General features: G+C 64.9%; 22 protein-coding genes. 2 read left to right on the top strand and 20 right to left on the bottom strand.

Annotated elements, in window-relative coordinates; translation table 11 throughout:
- Positions 1–26: 26 nt before the first annotated feature.
- The 20 genes from fabG to ISS99_RS20350 form a co-directional block, all read right to left on the bottom strand.
- Positions 27–755, bottom strand: a complete 729-nt coding sequence (gene fabG / locus ISS99_RS20445) for a 3-oxoacyl-ACP reductase FabG (protein WP_204633450.1) — start codon at positions 753–755, stop codon at positions 27–29.
- Positions 748–1,215, bottom strand: coding sequence for a hotdog family protein (locus tag ISS99_RS20440; RefSeq protein ID WP_204633449.1), 468 nt, complete (start codon positions 1,213–1,215; stop codon positions 748–750). Before ISS99_RS20440 ends, fabG begins: the two co-directional genes overlap by 8 nt.
- Entirely contained in the window at positions 1,212–2,402 is a 1,191-nt protein-coding gene (locus tag ISS99_RS20435; RefSeq protein WP_204633448.1) for a beta-ketoacyl-[acyl-carrier-protein] synthase family protein, read from the bottom strand. Before ISS99_RS20435 ends, ISS99_RS20440 begins: the two co-directional genes overlap by 4 nt.
- The gene (locus ISS99_RS20430) at positions 2,399–3,112 is read right to left on the bottom strand and encodes a class I SAM-dependent methyltransferase (protein ID WP_204633447.1); all 714 of its coding nucleotides are present in this window, start codon (positions 3,110–3,112) and stop codon (positions 2,399–2,401) included. Before ISS99_RS20430 ends, ISS99_RS20435 begins: the two co-directional genes overlap by 4 nt.
- On the bottom strand, positions 3,109–3,570 hold the full coding sequence (locus ISS99_RS20425) for an acyl-CoA thioesterase (protein ID WP_204633446.1): 462 nt from the start codon (positions 3,568–3,570) through the stop codon (positions 3,109–3,111). Before ISS99_RS20425 ends, ISS99_RS20430 begins: the two co-directional genes overlap by 4 nt.
- Positions 3,560–4,528, bottom strand: a complete 969-nt coding sequence (locus tag ISS99_RS20420; protein WP_204633445.1) for a lysophospholipid acyltransferase family protein — start codon at positions 4,526–4,528, stop codon at positions 3,560–3,562. The genes ISS99_RS20425 and ISS99_RS20420 overlap by 11 nt, the downstream gene beginning before the upstream one ends.
- Complete coding sequence (locus tag ISS99_RS20415) at positions 4,528–5,151, bottom strand: ApeI family dehydratase (RefSeq protein ID WP_239538227.1); 624 nt, start codon at positions 5,149–5,151, stop codon at positions 4,528–4,530. Before ISS99_RS20415 ends, ISS99_RS20420 begins: the two co-directional genes overlap by 1 nt.
- Positions 5,148–5,693, bottom strand: coding sequence for a COG4648 family protein (locus ISS99_RS20410; RefSeq protein WP_204633444.1), 546 nt, complete (start codon positions 5,691–5,693; stop codon positions 5,148–5,150). Before ISS99_RS20410 ends, ISS99_RS20415 begins: the two co-directional genes overlap by 4 nt.
- The gene (locus ISS99_RS20405; RefSeq protein ID WP_204633443.1) at positions 5,681–5,950 is read right to left on the bottom strand and encodes a phosphopantetheine-binding protein; all 270 of its coding nucleotides are present in this window, start codon (positions 5,948–5,950) and stop codon (positions 5,681–5,683) included. Before ISS99_RS20405 ends, ISS99_RS20410 begins: the two co-directional genes overlap by 13 nt.
- Positions 5,947–6,738, bottom strand: a complete 792-nt coding sequence (locus ISS99_RS20400) for a lysophospholipid acyltransferase family protein (protein ID WP_204633442.1) — start codon at positions 6,736–6,738, stop codon at positions 5,947–5,949. The genes ISS99_RS20405 and ISS99_RS20400 overlap by 4 nt, the downstream gene beginning before the upstream one ends.
- Positions 6,714–7,460: a beta-ketoacyl synthase chain length factor gene (locus ISS99_RS20395; protein ID WP_204633441.1), complete on the bottom strand. Its 747-nt coding sequence runs from the start codon at positions 7,458–7,460 to the stop codon at positions 6,714–6,716. Before ISS99_RS20395 ends, ISS99_RS20400 begins: the two co-directional genes overlap by 25 nt.
- An 88-nt stretch (positions 7,461–7,548) precedes the next feature.
- Complete coding sequence (locus ISS99_RS20390) at positions 7,549–8,772, bottom strand: beta-ketoacyl-ACP synthase (protein ID WP_204633440.1); 1,224 nt, start codon at positions 8,770–8,772, stop codon at positions 7,549–7,551.
- A gap of 31 nt (positions 8,773–8,803) precedes the next feature.
- On the bottom strand, positions 8,804–11,167 hold the full coding sequence (locus ISS99_RS20385; RefSeq protein WP_204633439.1) for an MMPL family transporter: 2,364 nt from the start codon (positions 11,165–11,167) through the stop codon (positions 8,804–8,806).
- Complete coding sequence (locus tag ISS99_RS20380; protein WP_284343668.1) at positions 11,164–11,691, bottom strand: LolA family protein; 528 nt, start codon at positions 11,689–11,691, stop codon at positions 11,164–11,166. Before ISS99_RS20380 ends, ISS99_RS20385 begins: the two co-directional genes overlap by 4 nt.
- A gap of 212 nt (positions 11,692–11,903) precedes the next feature.
- Positions 11,904–12,692: a glycosyltransferase family 2 protein gene (locus tag ISS99_RS20375; RefSeq protein WP_204633437.1), complete on the bottom strand. Its 789-nt coding sequence runs from the start codon at positions 12,690–12,692 to the stop codon at positions 11,904–11,906.
- Between the two features lie 4 nt (positions 12,693–12,696).
- Complete coding sequence (locus tag ISS99_RS20370) at positions 12,697–12,966, bottom strand: acyl carrier protein (protein WP_204633436.1); 270 nt, start codon at positions 12,964–12,966, stop codon at positions 12,697–12,699.
- 428 nt (positions 12,967–13,394) lie between these two features.
- Positions 13,395–14,498, bottom strand: a complete 1,104-nt coding sequence (locus ISS99_RS20365) for a Glu/Leu/Phe/Val dehydrogenase dimerization domain-containing protein (protein ID WP_204633435.1) — start codon at positions 14,496–14,498, stop codon at positions 13,395–13,397.
- Between the two features lie 282 nt (positions 14,499–14,780).
- Positions 14,781–15,518 (bottom strand): hypothetical protein, encoded by a 738-nt coding sequence (locus ISS99_RS20360; protein ID WP_204633434.1) that lies wholly within the window; start codon positions 15,516–15,518, stop codon positions 14,781–14,783.
- A 135-nt stretch (positions 15,519–15,653) separates the two neighbouring features.
- A complete protein-coding gene (locus ISS99_RS20355; RefSeq protein WP_204633433.1) occupies positions 15,654–16,022 on the bottom strand; it encodes a YXWGXW repeat-containing protein in 369 nt (122 codons plus the stop codon).
- A 129-nt stretch (positions 16,023–16,151) separates the two neighbouring features.
- Entirely contained in the window at positions 16,152–16,481 is a 330-nt protein-coding gene (locus ISS99_RS20350; protein ID WP_204633432.1) for a YXWGXW repeat-containing protein, read from the bottom strand.
- Between the two features lie 302 nt (positions 16,482–16,783).
- Between ISS99_RS20350 and ISS99_RS20345 the strand changes: the two genes are divergently transcribed.
- Together ISS99_RS20345 and ISS99_RS20340 are read left to right on the top strand one after the other, a co-directional pair.
- Positions 16,784–17,389, top strand: a complete 606-nt coding sequence (locus tag ISS99_RS20345) for a TetR/AcrR family transcriptional regulator (protein ID WP_204633431.1) — start codon at positions 16,784–16,786, stop codon at positions 17,387–17,389.
- Between the two features lie 17 nt (positions 17,390–17,406).
- Positions 17,407–18,339, top strand: a complete 933-nt coding sequence (locus ISS99_RS20340; protein WP_204633430.1) for an alpha/beta hydrolase — start codon at positions 17,407–17,409, stop codon at positions 18,337–18,339.
- Positions 18,340–18,364 lie beyond the last annotated feature (25 nt).

Below are 18,364 nucleotides of genomic sequence, written 5' to 3'. Positions count from 1 at the left end.
TGGCAAATCGGGCGTATGGCGCGGCTTCAACACAAGCCGCCGTTGACGGACAGCACCTGCCGGGTGATGTAGCCGGCTTCTGGGCTGAGCAGAAACTGCACCGCAGCGGCGACTTCATCGGCCGTGCCGGCGCGCTGCATGGGAATCGCCTTCATGATTTCTTCCAGCGGCACGTCCTCGCCGATCATGTCGGTATCGATCAACCCCGGCGCCACGCAATTGACCGTGATCTTGCGCTTGGCCAATTCCACCGCCAAGGCCTTGGCGGCGCCGATCACACCGGCTTTCGATGCGCTGTAGTTGACCTGGCCGCGATTGCCGATCAAGCCCGATACCGACGTGATGCAGACGATGCGCCCGGCAGCGCGGCGCCGGATCATCGGCATGATGAGCGGATGCAGCACGTTGTAGAAACCGTCCAGGTTGGTGCGCAGCACCTGGTCCCAATCTTCATCGGTCAAGGCAGGGAAGGCGCCATCGCGGGTCAGCCCCGCGTTGCACACCACGCCATAGTAGGCGCCATGCTGCTGCACGTCCGCTTCGAGTGCAGCCGTGCAGGCAGCGCGATCGGCGATGTCGAACTGCAGGATGCGCGCCTGGCGCCCAATCTGTTCGATCGACGCATGCACCTGCTCGGCTTCGTCGCGGCGGCTGCGACAATGCAGCACCAGGTCGTAGCCGGCGTGTGCCAGGCGCAGCGCGATGGCGCGCCCGATGCCGCGGCTGGAACCGGTAACCAGAACGGTGTCAGTCACGTTGTATCTCTCCGGCGATCTGGTTGAAAAAAGCGTCCGCGTCGGGCGGACGGTAAACGTTCAAGCGCGCTTCGGCATGCACGCCGGGCGCGTCGATGCGGCAACTGAAGACACCCATGCCGTGTTCGTCGTGAAACGAGCGTACTGCTTCGATGCGCAAGCAACTTCCCGGCGCAAAGACATCGGCGTTGCAGGTGTAATGTCGCGTGCCGAGCAGAAAGCCCAGTTGCACCGGCTGTCGGTCGGCGCGTGCACGGCAGCCGGACCACGCAGCGATGCTTTGCGCCATCAGTTCCACGCCGACCCATGCCGGCAGGCTGCCGTCGGCGTTCTGGAACAGGCCGTTCGTGCCCAGCGTGCGGGTGCAAACGATGCGCTCGGCCTCCACTTCCTCGATACCGTCGAGCAGGATCATCTCGCCCGCATGAGGCAGCACATCGGCGATCGGCCACGGCTTCACGCCGGATCTCCGAGAATCAGCGAAGCATTGTTGCCGCCGAAGGCAAACGAGTTGCTCATCAAGCGGCGCGGTCCGCCCGTGGGCAGATGGCCGCCGTTCTGCACCAGGTTCAAAGCGGGCAGGGACGGATCCGCCTCGCCATCCCAGCGATGTGGCGGCAGGCGCCGTTCGGCGCGCGCATCGGTCAGGCTGAGCCAGCAGAACGCCGCTTCCAGTGCGCCCGCGGCGGCCAAGGTATGGCCGGTCAGCGACTTTGTCGAAGAGCAGGGCACGGGATGTTCGAAGACGGCCGCGAGTGCCTGGCTTTCCATGCGGTCGTTGTGTTCGGTGGCGGTGCCGTGCAGGTTGACGTAGTCGATCTGCGCAGACTCCAGCCCTGCGTTGCGCAATGCGCTGCGCATCGCTGCTTGCGCACCGATGCCGTCGGGGTCGGGCGACGAAAGGTGATACGCATCCGAGCTGGCGCCGCCTCCCAGCCATTGCACCGGGCCGGGTTCCTTGCTCATCAGGAACAGTGCGGCGGCTTCGCCGATATTGATGCCGCGGCGATGCCTGGAAAAGGGGTCGCAGCGCTGCATGTCCACCGCTTCCAGTGCATGGAAGCCGTTAATGGCCAGGCGGCACAGCGTGTCCACGCCGCCGCACAGCACCGCGTCGCACAAGCCCAGGCGCAACAGCCGCTGTGCACTGAGCAAGGCGCGCGCGCCGGACGTGCACGCGGTGGAAATGCCGTAGCAGGGGCCGCTGAGGGCCAGCCATTCGGCGAGAAAGGCAGCCGGAGCGCCGAGCTCCTGATGGGCGTAGCGGTAATCCGCCGGCCATGCGCCATCGCGTCGATACGCACCGATGCCACGTGTCGCTTCTTCGATACCCGTGGTGCTGGTGCCGAGCACCACGCCGATGCGCGCGTGCCCGTAGCGGCCGATGGCGGCGTGAATGTCGCTTTCGATTTCCTGCGCGGCGGCAAGCAGCAGACGGTTGTTGCGATTGTCGCGATGACCGCGCAAGGCTTCCGGTATGGCGGGCAGTTCGCCTCGTACGCCGCCAAGCGGCGGCGCGTGGCCGGGGATCCAGTCCTGCTCGGGGCGAATGCCACTATCGTCGCCGGCGAACAGCGCTTCGGCCACGGCCGCCTTGCCGGCGCCGAGGCTGCAGGTGACGCCCAGGGCATTGAGGTAGATGTTCATGCCGGTTTGCGTACCGCCGCATTGACCAGGGTTTCCTCGCGCCGTCCGGGCGGCGGCGGCGCGCGCAGGCCCCAGCGCTCCAGCAATCCGAAGTCCTTGGAGCGGCTCCACCACAGGTAGGGGAACGAAACATTCTGTGCGCCGAACACGAAGCCCTGCTTGCGCAGCATGTCCAGGTATTCCTCGGCGCTCTTCTGGACGTCCATCGGATGGCGGAAGAACCAGCGAATCACCCAGGTATCGATATAGGCCTTGGTGGATTCGGCGAACAGCAACAAGCCGCCGGGCTTGAGCACGCGCCAGAATTCGGCCAGCGCGCGCTCCTGTTCCACCAGGTGATGAAAAGTCTGGTGGCAGAACACGATGTCGATGCTGCCATCGGGCAGGGGAATGCTGGCGCAATCGGCGGCCAGCACCTCCAGCGGAATGTTCTCGCGCGCGGCTTCCGCTGCGGAAAGCTCGAGGCTAGCTGGGTCGGCATCCAGCCCCAGTACGCGCGTGGGCTGGAACGCGTCGCGCAACAGGCGCAACGACTTGCCCTGGCCGCACCCGACATCCAGCAGGCTGCCGCCTTGCGGCCGCGGTTCCCCGGTCAGCCGCTTGAGGTCGTTGATCGCCACGCGCAATACGTGATGCTGCCAGGTACGGCTGCTCAGGAAATGGAAACCGATGCGGGTTTCCTCGACATACGTAGGGCTGGCGTAATTCATGTCGCGATCGGAGTGGAAGATGTTTGGGAAAGGTCGTGCAGCCGGCGTTCGACGGCCTGCACGAAGACATCGGGTGACACCAGTTGCATCTCGCCGTCGTCGATCTTCACCGCTACCTGGACGCTGCTGGCGCGCGTGATGCGCTGGCCGGTTTCGGCGTCCTGGATCAGGTAGTGCAGCAGCAATCGGTTTTGCCATTCGATCAGGTCGGCGCGCACGCTCAGGCGCTGGCCGAAACGCGAGGCTTGCACGTAGCGCAGTTGTAGATCTATCACCGGCCACGTATAGCCGGAGGCCTTCATTTGTACGTAGTTGTGGCCGATGTCGTCGAGCAGCGCGCAGCGCGCCACTTCCAGATACTTCACGTAGTGGCCGTGCCACACCACGTCCATCGAATCGACGTCGAAGAACGGTACCACCACCTCGACGGTTGCATGCAGTACGCCGTTACGTCGCATCGTTGGCCTCCTTCTCGCGCGGTTGCCAATAAGCGTAGAAATTGAACCACTGCTGCGGTGCCATCAGGCACTGTCCAGCCAGATGGTCGGCATAGCGCTGCACCCATTGCTGGATGACGGCATCGCGCCGGCTGCGTTCCCATTGCGCCACGTCCAGGAACGGATCCAGATGGATGCGATAGCGGCCATCTACCTTCAGGCAACACAACAGGTTCACCGGGCAGCGCAAAAGCCCTGCAAGCAGCCACGGGCCTTGCGGAAACGCCGCCACGTATCCGAGAAAATTCACGGTGACGCGTCGGCCGTCGTGCAGCGGCACGCGGTCGCCGGCAATCGCCAGCCATTCGCCGCGCTCCACCCGTTGGGACAGGTCCATCATCATGGCCGTATCCAGCTCGCTCACCTGGATCAAACGCATGCTGCGGTCGCCGGCTTCGCCCAGCAGGCGATTGAACTGGGCAACGTGGCGGTTGTGTACCAGCACGTTGAGCGGAACCTGCTCGCCAAGTTCCGCCATCGCGCGGCATACGTCCGGGTTGCCCAGGTGGGTTACCACCAGGATTTCGCCGCGTCCGCCGTGTTGGCTGCGCAACAGCCGCGGGCGGATGCCGGAAGGGTCGACCAGTTGCACCTGCTCGAAACGCAGGCGACCGCGCCACACGTCCAGGCGATCGAGCAGGTTGTCGGCGAAGGCGATGAACTGGCCGAACACCTTGCCCAGCGTGGGTTTCAGTTCGGGCTTGTCGCTCCAGTCAGCCAGATAGGTCTGGTATTGGCGGATATTGCGCCGCGCGCTGCGTGCCGAGACAAAGAAATAGAGCACGATCAGATACAGCACCGGCGCCAGCAGGCGGCGGCCGAACAGCCTTACGCTCAGCGCCGTCAGCCGCATCAGGAACAGGCTGCCGCGTTCTTTTTGCGTGGACCAATGTCTTTCTCGTGCAACGTGTACGTTCATCAAGCGGCACTCCATGCCAGTCGACCCGAAGAATACGCCCGATCGCCGTAGCGATAGGCGAAATGCAATTTGTGGCGAGCGGTGTCGTGATGCAGGCTCAGCTCCACGCGATCGCCGGGGCGCAGCAACTGCTGGAATTTAAGTGCTTCCATCACGTTGCAGCGTTGCGGCGTACCCAGCCGCGGTGCGGCGAGCGCCAATGCCCAATCGATCTGTACCGCGCCCGGCAGTACCGGTGCCTGTGGAAAGTGGCCGGGGAAATACACCAGGTCCAGCGGAACGCGCAGGGCCAGGGTCCAGTTGCCGTCGTGCTGCCGTTCGTCCAGCAGCAAGGGCTCGCGCGGCAACGGTGCGTGCAGCCACGCGTCGATCTGTGCGGCATCGGTGGCAGACGGCAAGGTATCCCGCAGCCGCCAGACGATGGCGTCGTCGGCATGCCCGGTGTCGCGTTGCAGTGCTTCGATCAATCGCGCCCGGCCCATGCGATGCAGCGCGGCAATCCCCGCTGCGTTGAGCGCCAGCACGATGCCTTGCGCGGCCGCACCGGCTTTCCCCTCGCGCGCGTCGGTCACCCAGGCATGGGCACGCAAGCGCTCGACCGCCTCAGGCAGTTCGATGCTCAAGCGGTGCCTCGCAAGCGCCGCCGCAACAGCCATTCGCCGGCAAACAGGGTGCCCATGATGAAATACACGATCAGCCCGTTGTAGAGCGTCCACAAGCTCAATCGCGCCCACAGCGTCAAGGCTGCCGATACCACGCCGTTGAAGACGAAGAATCCGACCCACACCCAGGTGACCTTGCGCGTGTAGGGAATCGCGGCATCCGGCAAGTCAGGCTCACGCACGCGTGCAATGCGTTCCACCAGCGGCGGCCCGTAAATCAGGCTCAGGCCGAAGGCGCACAGCAGCAGCGCACTGATCAGGGTGGGATACCAACGCTCCAGCGCATCGTTGCCGCTGAAGGCGAGCAGGGCGCAGTAGGTCAAGGCGGCCCCCAGCATCAGCCGGCCGCCGGGTTGCTTCAGCAGCGCTGGCGCGCGGATCAGCCAGATCGCGCCGAGCACCAGTGCGAACATCGGCGGCGGTACGCGATCCATGCCGAAATACACCACGAAGGGGTAGAGCACCCCGACCAGCGGCAACAGGATGGAAGTCAGTTTTTGCATGCTTCCTGCTGTGCCTGCACGAAGGCGGCGAGCGTGGCGACGGTGGTGAAGTGCTGGCGCGCATCTTTCGAATCGGACGCGATGCGGATGTCGTAGCGTTTCTGCAACGCCAGCGCCAGTTCCAGCGCGTCCACCGAATCCAGCCCCAGGCCCTCGCCGAACAGCGGCTGGTCCGGCGGAATGTCGGCGACGGTGACATCCTCCAGGTTGAGGGTATCGATGATCAGTTGGGCGATTTCCTGCTGCAAGGCATTCACGATGAAAGCTCCCTGAGAAAAAGTTGGTGCAGATATTCGTTGAGCCTGCGCGAAGCAATCGGCAGCGGCGCTTGCGCATTGAAACTGTCCGGATCGATGTCTTTGCCCACGCGCAACGTCACTTTCACGCGCCGCTCGGGAATGCGATACCAGGGCTCGGCCTTGGTCAGCGTGGTGGGCCTGACGGTGATGAACACCGGTGTGATGACGCGTGCTCCGCGCAGTGCAATGGCAGCTGCGCCGCGGTGGAAGACCGGCGCGTGGTCGGGGGCCGTGCGCGTGCCTTCGGGAAAGACGATCAGCGTTTCGCCGCCACGCAGCGCATCGGCGGCTTCCTCCAGCATCTCCGGGCTGCCGTTGTTGCTGATGTATTGGGCGCGGCACACTGGGCCGCGCGTGCACGGGTTGCGCCACAGGCTTTGCTTGACGATGCAGTTGGCGTCGCGGATGTGCGCGATCAGGAACACCACGTCGATCAGCGAGGGGTGGTTGGCGATGATCATCTGGCCGGGTCGGCCGAGCTGCTCGGCACCCTCGAAGACGTATTCCAGCGTCCCGCTGCGATACATGAATTGCACGTGCAGATAGAACGCCTTGCTGATCGCGGCACGGGCGCGCCGGCGGCGCGTTTTCGCATCGCCCGGAAGCAAGCCGAGCAGCGGCAGCACGATCACGCGCAACACCAGTCCGCCCAGGCCGAACAGCAGGAAACTGGCGCCGGTGGCCAGCAGCCGCCAGACGTAGTTGCCGGCGCTCGAGCGCCTTACGGGATTCGCTGCCAGATCCATCGACGTGCTTTCCAAGAGTGATCCAACGTGCCGTGTTTTTCGTGCATGGCGCGGACGAACTGCAATGCGTGCGGGCATTCGCTCGCCGCGTCGTGGTGGTGGTCGTCGGGCTCCAGGCGCAGTTGCCAACGTTCGCCGGTTTGCATGCCGTGATCCGCGTCGATTCCCCTGACCCTCAGTGCCAGAGCATACGAAAACGGTACGTCGTCGATCCACTCGCGGTAGGGTTCGGGTGGGTATTCCTCGGCGATCACCACCAGCACGGCGGGGGCACCCTCGCTCAGCAGGGCAGCTGCTTCCACCATGGCATGCTCGAAGGTATCGGCTTCGCCGGCGATGGCCACCGATTCGCCGCGCTGGCCGCGCAAGATGGACCACTGCCCGGCGATGGCGTTGTGCACCGACAGGCCGAACTGCGTCGGCGACAACGGCTGCTGATCGGCCACTTCGCTGAGCAAGGCGTAGGTGCGCGGCGTTTCGCCGTGGCGCGAGGCGAAAACGAACGGCAGCTGCTCGTCTTCCGCGCACAGCGGCCACGCGACGTGCAAGGTCATGCGTGCCAGTCGGCTGAGCCGGCGGCGTTGCATGGCGGGAAGAAAATCACAGGCGGGCCGCGCGTCGTCATCCGGTACGCGAACGGGATGGCGCGACCAGGCTTGCCAGGCTTCGTCGCTATCCAGGCCTGGAGCCCAGGCGCGCCATTGTTCGATGACGAAGTTCATGCCGTTCCAGCTTGCAAGCTTTGCTCCTCCCCCTGCGTGCAGGGGGAGGCTGGGAGGGAGGGATGCTGTTCGCACCGGCCCGTGAACATCACACGCACGCCTTGAAGATCAGCGACGTATTGATGCCGCCGAAAGCGAAGTTGTTGTTCATCACGTAGTCGGTCTGGATCGTGCGTCCGTTCCCCACGATGTAGTCCAGCTCCGCACACGCCGGGTCCGGTTCGTCCAGGTTGATCGTCGGCGCAAACCAGCCGGCGCGCATCATCTCCACCGCCCACCAGGATTCCAGTGCGCCGCACGCGCCCAGGGTGTGGCCGACGTAGCTTTTCATCGAACTGATCGGCACGCGCGGGCCAAGGACATTGGCCGTGGCGTGGCTTTCCGCGATGTCGCCGCGGTCGGTGGCGGTGCCGTGCGCGCTGACGTAGCCGATGGCCTCGGGCGCGATCTGCGCATCCTGCAAGGCGAGCTGCATCGCCGTCGCCATGGTTTCGCTGGTGGGCTGGGTGATGTGGTTGCCGTCGGAATTGCAGCCGAAGCCTACGATTTCCGCATAGATGCGCGCGCCGCGTGCGCGTGCGTGTTCGTATTCCTCCAGCACCAGGGTGGTGGCGCCTTCGCCGACCACCAGTCCATCGCGGCTACGGTCGAATGGACGCGGCGTCAGCGCCCCGTCGTCGTTGCGGGTGCTGGTGGCGAACAAGGTATCGAACACCGCCACGCTCGGGCCGGAAAGTTCTTCGGCCCCGCCGCACAGCATCAGCTTCTGCTTGCCCTGCTGGATCGTCTCGTAACCGTAGCCGATCGCCTGGCTGCCGGAGGTGCATGCGCTGGAAGTGGGCAGGATGCGGCCTTTCAGCCCAAAGAAGACACCGACATTCACTGCCGTCGTGTGCGCCATCATCTGCACGTAGCTGGTGGCGGTAACGCCCTGCATGGAGCCGGTTTCCAGCATGCGGCCCATCACGCGGATGGGGTCGACGCTGCCGCCGGAGGAACCGTAAGCCACGCCCATGCGACCATCGGCAATGCTGTTGTCGCCGTGCAGCCCGGCATCGCGCAGTGCGCGCTCGCTGGCGGCGACGGCCAATTGCGCGACACGGCCCATGGAGCGCAGGTGCTTGCGCGGCCAGTCCGGCAGTTGGAAATCATCGACAGGGCAGCCCAGCCGGCTGTTGAGCGAGTCGAAGAAATCCCACTCCGGCATCTTGCGCACCGCATTGCGTCCCTCGCGCAGGCGCGATGCGACCTGGGACCAATCGTGCCCCAACGGCGTGACGCCGCCCATGCCGGTAATCACGACACGTTTCATCGATCCGCGCTCCACGAAAAATCAAAAATGCTCATGAGGAAGTAACCCGACGTGCCGAACTGGTCGGCACCAGCAAAGCGGTGAAGCCGATGCCCAGCAGCAAGGTGAGGCCGAAGTCGCGCAACGCGGGCATGGAGCTCCATGCCAGCAGGCCGAACGACAGCAAGGCGGTAATGGCCGAAAGCAGGACGCTGGCGTAGCTCGCGCCGGGACGGTGCGCGGCATGCGGTTCGCCTTCGCGCAGGAACACCGCGTAATTGGCGCCCACACCCAGCACCAGCATCAGTGCCATCCAGTGAAACAAGGTCAGCGGCTGATGCACGTAGCCCAAGGTGGCCAGCGTGAAAGCGATGCCCAGCACCGGCGGTGCCAGTACGCGCGGCACGTCGCGCCAGCCGTAGCGCCAGCCGAACACCGGCACGATCAACAGCACGGCAGCCAGCAGCCACACGCTGGCGTACCGGCGATAGCGCCCGAACAGATTCGATACGCCCGCCGCCTTGTCGACCAGGGTCACCCCGGGCAGACCAGCGGCCGCCGCTTGCAACGCCTGACCGGATGCGTCGCCCTGTGGCAACACCAGCGATGCGGCCCCGTGGCCGGACGCATCGCTCATCCACAGATAGCGGAACGGCGTGGCGAGCGGGCTCTTCAGCCAGGTGTGCAGATCGAGCGGCGTGCCCGGCCACGCGTGGATGAAAGCATCGGCATCCGCCTCGCGAAAGCCGGCCTGGACCAGCCATTGGCGCATGCGATCGGGCTGCGCGAACAGCGGCGCCAAGAGTGCCTGGTCGGCTTGTTGGCGGTGCAGGGAAGGCACCATGCCCGCCAGCCCGAGCCAGCTTTGCAGCTGATGCGCGTCGACCATTTTCTGCAGCCGCTGCTCCAAGGCTTCCTCGCGCTGCAAGACCTGTTCGTCGTCGTCGCCCTCAACGAGATAGAACTGCGTGCCGTTGCCGAGGCCGGTGATGTCGCGAATGCTCGCTTCCTGCCGGGCCAGTTCGGTCGGCGGCGAGATCAGCAAGTGCACGTCGTCGTCGTGGCTCAGCTGGTGCCAGCCGGGAATCGCGCAAAGCAACGCAACCACGGCCAGCGTCATGCCGCGCTTTCCCGACGAGATGCCTGCGATGAATTGCTGCAAGGCCTGCGCAGCGCGCACCGGCAAGCTCGAGAGCGGCCTGGCCCGGCGTTGCAGTAGTGCGGGCAGCAAGGCGAACACGCTGAGGCAGGCGACTGCCATGCCGGTCATCGCGAAGCAGGCCATCTGGCGCAGCGCCGGAAACGGCACCAGGCCCAGCAGGGCATAGCCCAGCAGCGAAGTACCCAGGGCGAGCAACAGGGCCGGGCGCACCTGGCGCAAGCCCCTGCGCGGTTCCCACGCATCGCCGGCGTTGGCGCGGGCGCTGAGATACTGGATGGAGTAATCCACCGCCTCGCCCAACAGCGCGGCACCAAACACCAGCGTGAGCAGATAGATCTGCCCGAACGCAAGAATGCTCACCACCGTGGCGGCGATCACGCCGATGGCGGTGGACAGAAATGCCAGCAGCAACGGTCCCGGTGAGCGGAACACGCCGAGCAGCAGCAGGGCGATGCCGAGCGTGGAAATCAGGCCCACCCGATGCACGTCGCGTTCAGCATCGGCACGCGCGGCGGCGGCGTAAAACAGCGCGCCGGTGCGCAACAGGCGGGTGCCGGGTTGATCGTGCTCGATCTGTGCTTGGGCGTGATCCAGCGCCAGCAATGCGCGCTGCTGGATCGTATCGTCGTAAGAGGAGCCGTTGAGCGTGGCGGTCACCAGCACATAGCTGCCATCGTCGCGATGCGAGGTCAGCAGGTTGTCTTCCGGCAGCAGTGCCGAACGGCTCCATGGCTGCTGATCCAGCCAATGCTGCAGCCAGCCGAAAGGATCGTCCTGCAGGCGCGTGCCCACACCCGTGACGAAGGGTTCGTTGACGCGTTGCGCCAGTGCCTGGGCAGGGTTGTAGCCGGGTTGCGCCAGCGCCTGTCGGTCCGCGTCGGTGAGCAGATTGAAACGGTGCGCCAGATAGGGCGCGGTGAGTTGTTGCAGATCGAACGGCGGCAGTTCGGCGGTTACCGACGCGAACACGTCGTTCTTCGCCAAGGTTTTGCCCAGCTCGCGGGCGGCGTTCTTGGCGCGGTCGTCGTCGGCATTCGCGACCAGCAGAATGATGCGGTCGCCGTTGGCGCGGGCCAACCGCTGCGCGGCGACCTCCGCCAGCGGATTGCGCTCGGTGGCGGGCAGCATCGCCAGCAGGTCGGTCTGGATCGGCGAGCGGCCGCGGCCGAACAGCAGCCACGCGCAAAGCAGGGTAAGCAACACCGTTGCCGCCGAAAACCACGTTGCGCGCCGCCGCAGACCCGATCGGCTCATGGCAGGCCGAGTGCGCGTTTTTCCAGCTCGCCCAGCGGGCCGGCGTCCCGGGTGTCGGTCATGCGGATATCGGTTTGCGCACCATCTTGCATGTCGATGCGGATGCCTTGCAGATACGCGCCGCCGTCAAGCTGGATGTCGCGCAATACCTGTGCCACCCGCGCCTGCTTGGGCGTGAAGTGCAAGGTCCATTGCGCCGCGGTGCCTTCTGCACTCACGTTGAATTGCCGCATCACCGCGTCGAGCTGGCCGGCCAGCATCGATTGCAGCATCTGCGAAATCTGGCTGACGCCGCGTTCGTTGCGCACCGGTTGCGCGTTGCCTCGTGCATCGAGGCGCGCCACGCGGTTGCCGGTGAGCGCGAGGGTTTCCTGGTAGGGCTGCTGCACCTGCCACAACATGCCGTGCGCAGCGACGAACAGCAGTTGGCCGCTGCTGGTCTGCGGTTGGGTAAGCGCGGGATTCTTTCGCTGCTGGGTGAACGCGGCGCGCACGGCAGCATGCTGGTTCAATTGATTGAGCACAGCGTGCAGCAGATCGGGTGACGCACTTTGCGCCCGCAGGCTGGCCGAACAGAGCAGCGCGATCAGGAGCGCAAAAAATCCCCGTGACAGGCGGCGAATCCCTCTTCTGTAAGCATGGGAGGAGTGGGGCGGGGTTGCACGGGTTTGCGAAAAAGCTGCACCCCCTCCCAGCCTCCCCCTGCCAGCAGGGGAAGGAGCAAAAAGAGACTCGATCAGATTGCGCATGCAGCTCTCCGGCGCTTGCGCCACAGCAGTACCGGTGCGCGCGGCAGCATGCCCAGCAGCAGCCGGGTGTGCATGGCGGAAATGCGCAGGTTGTCGTGCAGCATGCGGAAATGGGAAAGGCCGTTTTTCGGGTAGATCACCCGGGTTCGCAGGTTGCGCACCGGTACGCCTTGCCAGATCAGCCGTACCGCCACCTCGGTGTCGAAATCCATGCGCGCCGGTAAAGGCTTGCGATCGATCTCGGCACACGTCGCTTCCAGCGGATACAGACGGTAGCCGCACATCGAATCACGCAGCGTGAACGAGAGGGTTTCCAGCCACACGCAGACATGCGTGATGTAGCGGCCATAAAGCCGCGAGCGGGGCACGCTCTGGTCGTATACCGGGTGGCCGCAGACCAGGGCGCTTGGATGCGCGCGGCCTTCGGCAAGAAACCGCGGCGCGTCGCCGGCGTTGTGCTGCCCGTCGGCGTCGATCTGCAGGGCGTGCGTGTGGCCTTCGTCGCGCAAGGCGATCAGCCCGGCGGTCAGCGCGCGGCCCTTGCCGCCGTTGCGCGGCAGACGAATCAGCTTGACGGCGGTTTCCTTGGCGGCAAGCGCCTGGAGCACGGCCTGGGTGGCTTCGTCGCTGCCGTCGTCCACGATTACCACCGGCAGGCGGTGCGCACGCAGGGCCTTCACCGTCGCGACGATGGTTTCTTTGTGGTTGTAGATGGGAATCAACGCGCAGGGCCGGAAGCTGTCTGCGGTGACGGCGGACGCCTGCTGCGCGGACATCGGATCAGCGATTGAGCAGCGCGCGCACGGTGGCGACCACGTCGCCCACCGTCCGCACGTTCTTGAAGTCCTCGGGCTTGATGCGCATGCCGGTCATGTCCTGCACCTGGATGGCCAGGTCGACCGCGTCGATGCTGTCCAGCTCCAGATCGGTGAACAGATGGGTTTCCGGCTGCACCCGGGCGGGATCGATCTCGAAGGTTTCGCGCAGCACATCCTTCAGCCTGAGCAGGATGTCCTCATCGCTGATCCCGGTTTCCATGATTGCGCTCATACACATCAATCCGCGTCTGCTCTTCCGTGGCGCCCATGCGTAAACCTTTCCCACCCGGTTGGTTCGCCGCGGTTGGATGCGGCGACACGAACGGCAGCCGGATGACGCACAGACCGTGAAGATATTTGTCTTGTACTACACCCGCGAGGCGGGTCCCCTGAAGCTCGATCCCGTGGGCGGCTTTGCCTGTCGCGGCAAAGCCTTACGCCACATTTTCTTGCGAGGGGAAAGTCTATCAGAACTACCGTGGCGGGATGCCGCCCATGGAATTACTGTACGCCGTCGATCACATTTCGGCGCGGATCCTTGGGCCGAAAATCAGCGCAGGCTCACACGGGTTCGCGCCAGTCAGGAGTTGCTGACCCAAATGGTGGGCAAAGAAAAGGCCGCCGGTCGCCCGGCGGCCTTTTTCCTGAGCACTTGGCCAATTACTGACCGCGCATGCGACCGGCAAAGCGCGTGCTGCCATTGCCCATGTGCGGCAGCTTGATCTTGCCGATGGACGAGATGCGCTCTTCGGCCAGACGGTCGGCGGCCTTGTAGGTCGGCACGTTCTGCGTCTTGCTGATTTCGAAGATGCGACCCAGGTTGTAGTAGATCGTGCGCATCATGCGCATCGCGCGCTCGCGGTTGTAGCCGTCGATTTCCAGCGACACGTTCATCACGCCGCCGGCGTTGACGGCGTAGTCCGGCGCGTACAGCACGCCGCGGCGCTGCAGCTCGTCGCCGATCGCGTCGTTGGCCAGCTGGTTGTTGGCGGCGCCGCAGATGATCTTGGCCTTGATGCGGTCGATCGTCTGTTCGTTCACCGTGCCGCCCAGTGCGCAGGGCGAGTACACGTCGGCGTCGACGTCGTAGATTTCGTCCAGGCCGACGGCTTCGCAGCCCAGCTCATCCACGCAACGCTGCACGGCGTCCTTGTTGATGTCGGTGACGAACACCTTCGCGCCCTGCTCGCGCAGCAGCTTGATGAATTCGCTGCCCACGTGGCCGGCGCCCTGCACGGCGTAGCTGTACTTGCCCACGTCTTCGTTGCCGTGACGGAAGTTCAGCGCGGCCATCAGGCCCTGCAGCGTGCCATAGGCGGTGAACGGCGAGGGATCGCCCGAGCCGCCGTGCACCTGGTGCACGCCGGTCACGTATTCGGTTTCGCGGAACACATATTCCATGTCGTTGACGTCGATGCCCACGTCCTCGGCGGTGATATAGCGGCCGTTGAGCGAGTTGACGAAACGGCCGAAGGCGCGGAACAGCGCTTCGGACTTGTCTTTGGACGGATCGCCGATGATCACCGCCTTGCCGCCGCCCAGGTTCAGGCCGGCCACGGCGTTCTTGTAAGTCATGCCGCGCGACAGGCGCAGCACGTCATTCACGGCGTCCTGCTCGGTCTTGTACGGCCACATGCGCAGGCCACCCAGTGCCGGACCCAGCACCGTGTTGTGGATCGCGATGATGGCCTTCAGGCCGGCATCTTTGTTGTGGCAGAAGACGACTTCTTCGTGGCCGGTTTGGGCGATGGTTTCGAAAATCATTGGAACATGGACTCCACGTTTTACGGTGCCGGGGTCGGCAGCCATGATTGGAAGCGCGGCCCCGCCAAGGACCCGACGCCTGAAACTCAAAGCCCCAGCAGGGAGCCGGGGCGAAGAGTTAGCCCCATAAGTTTAGTACGGCTCGGAAAAGGCCGCTGGTGCGGCGCAACAAAGGCCGCCCCTGCCACCTTTGCATGACAGGCCGTTGACCGGATGGTCGCCGTGGGTGCCAAAACATCGCTCGCCGACGCGTAGCGCTGTTCGTCGCCTCGCATGCGCCGATCAGTGCAGGACATTCTTGAAGCGCTCCGGTTCGACGCAACCGTTCTCGGCGGCGATACGGTCGATGTCGCTTTGCGACACGTGCGCATCGATGAGCTGTTGCGGCGTCATACCCCGCCAGGTATCGACATCCACGCAGTGCGGATGAGGGGCGCCGAACAGGTAGCCAATGAAGTGCACCGCCATCGCGCCGGCCGAGCGTTCCTCGATCATGGGGATTCGCGGCGCGCCGGGCACGAAATCGCCGCCAGGGACATTCGGAACCGATGCGTTTTCGCTGGCGCGCAGTCGTTGTTGAAAACCGTTGCTGCCGGCGACGTAGCCTGGTGCGGCGGGAGCCGGGGTCGAAGTGTCGAGTAACTGGCTGGGCATCGTCGGCGTTGGTGCGGCTGCTGTTTCAGGCAGCGCAGCCGGCGCGACATGCGGCGCACTGCGACGGATCGGCACGTGGGCGATCGGCGCAGGAGCGGCAAGGGTGACGGGCTTCGCCGCAACGGGTGGCGCGACATGCAGATGAATGAAGCGAAGCTGCATCGAGCCGTCGTCGTCGATCCGGCGTCTGCTACGGTCGGTCTGAAACGGCGTTGCCGGCTGCAGCATCACCCACAACAGGCCCAGGTGCCCCAGTGTGACCAGCGCCAGCAGAACCGGGCGTTCAAGCCATTCGCGGCTTTTGCGGGCGAATGGGGCCGCCTGGTTTGCATGCGATCTTCGGGTGCTGCCATGACGCTGAAGCATCGAAGCACATCCTGTTGCCGGCTATGCAGGTCATTCCTCGACCGGCTCCGGCGCCCAATGTTCCCGCATTGGCTTTCGCGCAAAAAAACGCCCCGCCGAAGCGGGGCGTTTCGAGCCTCGTGGCAACGCGCTGGATCAGCCCGCCACCCACACACCGACGCGGAAGTGCCAGCCACCCTGGCCGCGCTCCCAGTGCGGATGCACGTAGTGGTAGCCCGGGCGAGCCACTTCCCAATGACCGCGCACGGCGACGTAGCGACCGCCATCCCAATGCCAGTAGGCGCGGGCCCAAATAAAGCCCGGACGCGGCGGCGGCACTTCTTCGATCACCGTGACCGGCGGCGGCTGCGGCGCGACCACTTCCACCACCTGCGGCGGCGGGGGCGGCGGCGGCGCGACGTAAACCACGCGACGCGGATGCGGAGCAGGCTGCTCCACCACGCAACCGGCAGTGATGGCGGTAACGCCGGCCAAGGCCAGCAACGTAGCTAAACGCAATGACATGAATGATTTCCCCAGACGAATGGATCGAAGAATCTGTCGATCCGAGCAGAATGACTCGCAAGTTTAATCGGTGCTCGAGCGAACCGAACCTGCGCTCCATCGCGTGAAGGAGCGCAGGTTATTGCGGGATCAGCGGCCCCAGTAACCACCGCGCCACTGCCAGCCGCCACGGCCGCGCACCCAGATGCCCTGGTGATAGCGCCAGCCCGGACGCGCCACGATCCAGGTGCCCTGCACCCATACGTGGCGATGCCAGCCCGGATTCCATTGCCAGTAGCCCGGCACCCAGACATAGCCGGGGCGTGCCACCGGAACCACTTCATAACGCGGCGGAGGCGGTGCCACGCCGATGCCCACGCCGACGACAACCTGCGCCGAGGCGGACGGGGTGTAACTCACACTGGCCAGCGCAAGGCCAATGCCAGCAACAAGGGCCAATTTGCGGGTCAAGCTAATCATGGTGTCCTCTCCAGATTTGAATGCAGCCGCGGCAGGCGGCTGGCAGTACGGGGAACGCAATCGTATCGAGCGTTGTTGACGTGATTGCTTTCGCTTGTTCAGGAATCAGCCGAATTACTTGCGATTCCGTGGCCGGCTAGTTGAGTCGCCATCCCCCTGATGACTTGTCCGCGTGGGCCGCGGCGCTCGAACCGCTGTTGATACCGGGCGAGGCTGACCTTTGGCTTACCTCAGGCCGCCTTTTGGAGAGGGGTGTCGGCAGACATTGGAATAATACGAACGGTCGTGCTATTTTTCGCGCCATGAACGCAGCCACCCTCCCCAGCAAAGGCGCCGCCACCCGCGAGCTGATCATCGACCACGCCTACGAACTGGCTCGCCAGGACGGCCTCGAAGGCCTTTCCATCGGGGCCCTGGCGTTGGGTGTGGGCATGTCCAAAAGCGGAGTCTTCGCGCATTTCGGTTCGCGTGAAGACCTGCAATTGGCCGTGCTCGATGCCGCCACCAAACGCTTCGTCGAATTTGTGCTGCTGCCGGCCGTGCGCCAGCCGCGCGGGCTTCAGCGCCTGCGCGCCATGCTGGAACGCTGGACCGAGTGGGGGCGCATCCACCAAAGCGGCTGCGTGCTGATCAGCGCCGTGGCCGAATACGACGGCCGCGACGACAGCCCGATGCGTCAACGCGTGAAAGAACAGCAGTCGGGCTGGCGCCGCGAAATCGTCCGCGCAATCGACCAGGCCATCGACGCCGGCGATCTGCGCAGCGGCATCGACACCGACCAGTTCGCGTTTGAACTCTACTCACTGATGCTCGGCCTGCATCACGACGCCAGCCTGTTCGGTTTCGAACAAGCCCGCCGCCACGCCTGGGCCGCACTCGATCGCCTGTTCACCAGTTATCAGCCCTGAACCCCCAGGAGCACCCCATGACTCGTCAGACAGCAACGCCACGCGCGCGCAGTTCCCACCAGGCGTGGAAACTCGGCGCCGTGCGCATCGCGTTCACCCTCGGCAGCCGGCTTGCACCGCAACGCACCGTGGATCGCGCCGCACGTTTGTTCTCCACGCCTTTTGCCAGCAGCCGCAGCCGCGCGCGCGCCGCGCAGCCCGATGCCGAGATGCAGCGCGGGCAGTTGCAGGTCGGTGGCGAAACCATCGCGACGTATGTATGGGGCGATCCTTCCAGGCAGCCTTACGCCTTGCTGGTGCATGGCTGGTCCAGCTTCGGCCTGCGCTATTTGCCGTGGGTGAACCAATTGCGCGAACGCGGCTTTGCAGTGGTCAGCTTCGATCAGCCCGGCCACGGCGCCAGCACCGGCAAGCTGTGCACCTTGCCCGATTGCGTCGACGCCACGCGCGCAGTCGGCCGGCATTTCGGCACCGCTGCTTTGGGCATCGGCCATTCCATGGGCGGCGCGGCCTTGGCGCTGGCGCAAGACGAAAGCTGGCGTGCGCAGCGCCTGGTATTGGTGGCGCCTGCGGCAGACCTGGAAGCGGCCGCCAATCGCTTTATCCGCTTCGTGCGCTTGGGCGAGCATCTGCGCGATCGCTTCTTCAATTGGTTCAAGCAGCGCACTGGCGCTTCGCCGCGCGACTTCGCCGTGCATCGCCACGTGCCGACCCTCGGCCAGCCCGGCCTGATCGTGCACGACCTCAACGATCGCGAAGTGCCGTGGGAAGAGGGCGAGCGCTATGCACGCTACTGGCCCGGTTCGCGCCTGCTCACCACGCAAGGGCTGGGGCATCACCGCGTGCTGGATGCACCGGAAGTGATCGAAGCCAGCATGGCATTCATTCGCGGCGAACGCGTGGGCGATCGCGTGGTGGCGACGCCGAACCTGCCATTTGGTTTGTGCTAACAGACCCCAGGTAGGTTGGGTTAGC

Source organism: Dyella mobilis (assembly GCF_016904945.1).
In the GTDB taxonomy this organism is placed as follows: Bacteria; Pseudomonadota; Gammaproteobacteria; order Xanthomonadales; family Rhodanobacteraceae; genus Dyella_B; species Dyella_B mobilis.
The sequence above is the reverse complement of the archived record's forward strand: the minus strand, read 5'-3'. Positions and strand labels throughout refer to the sequence as shown.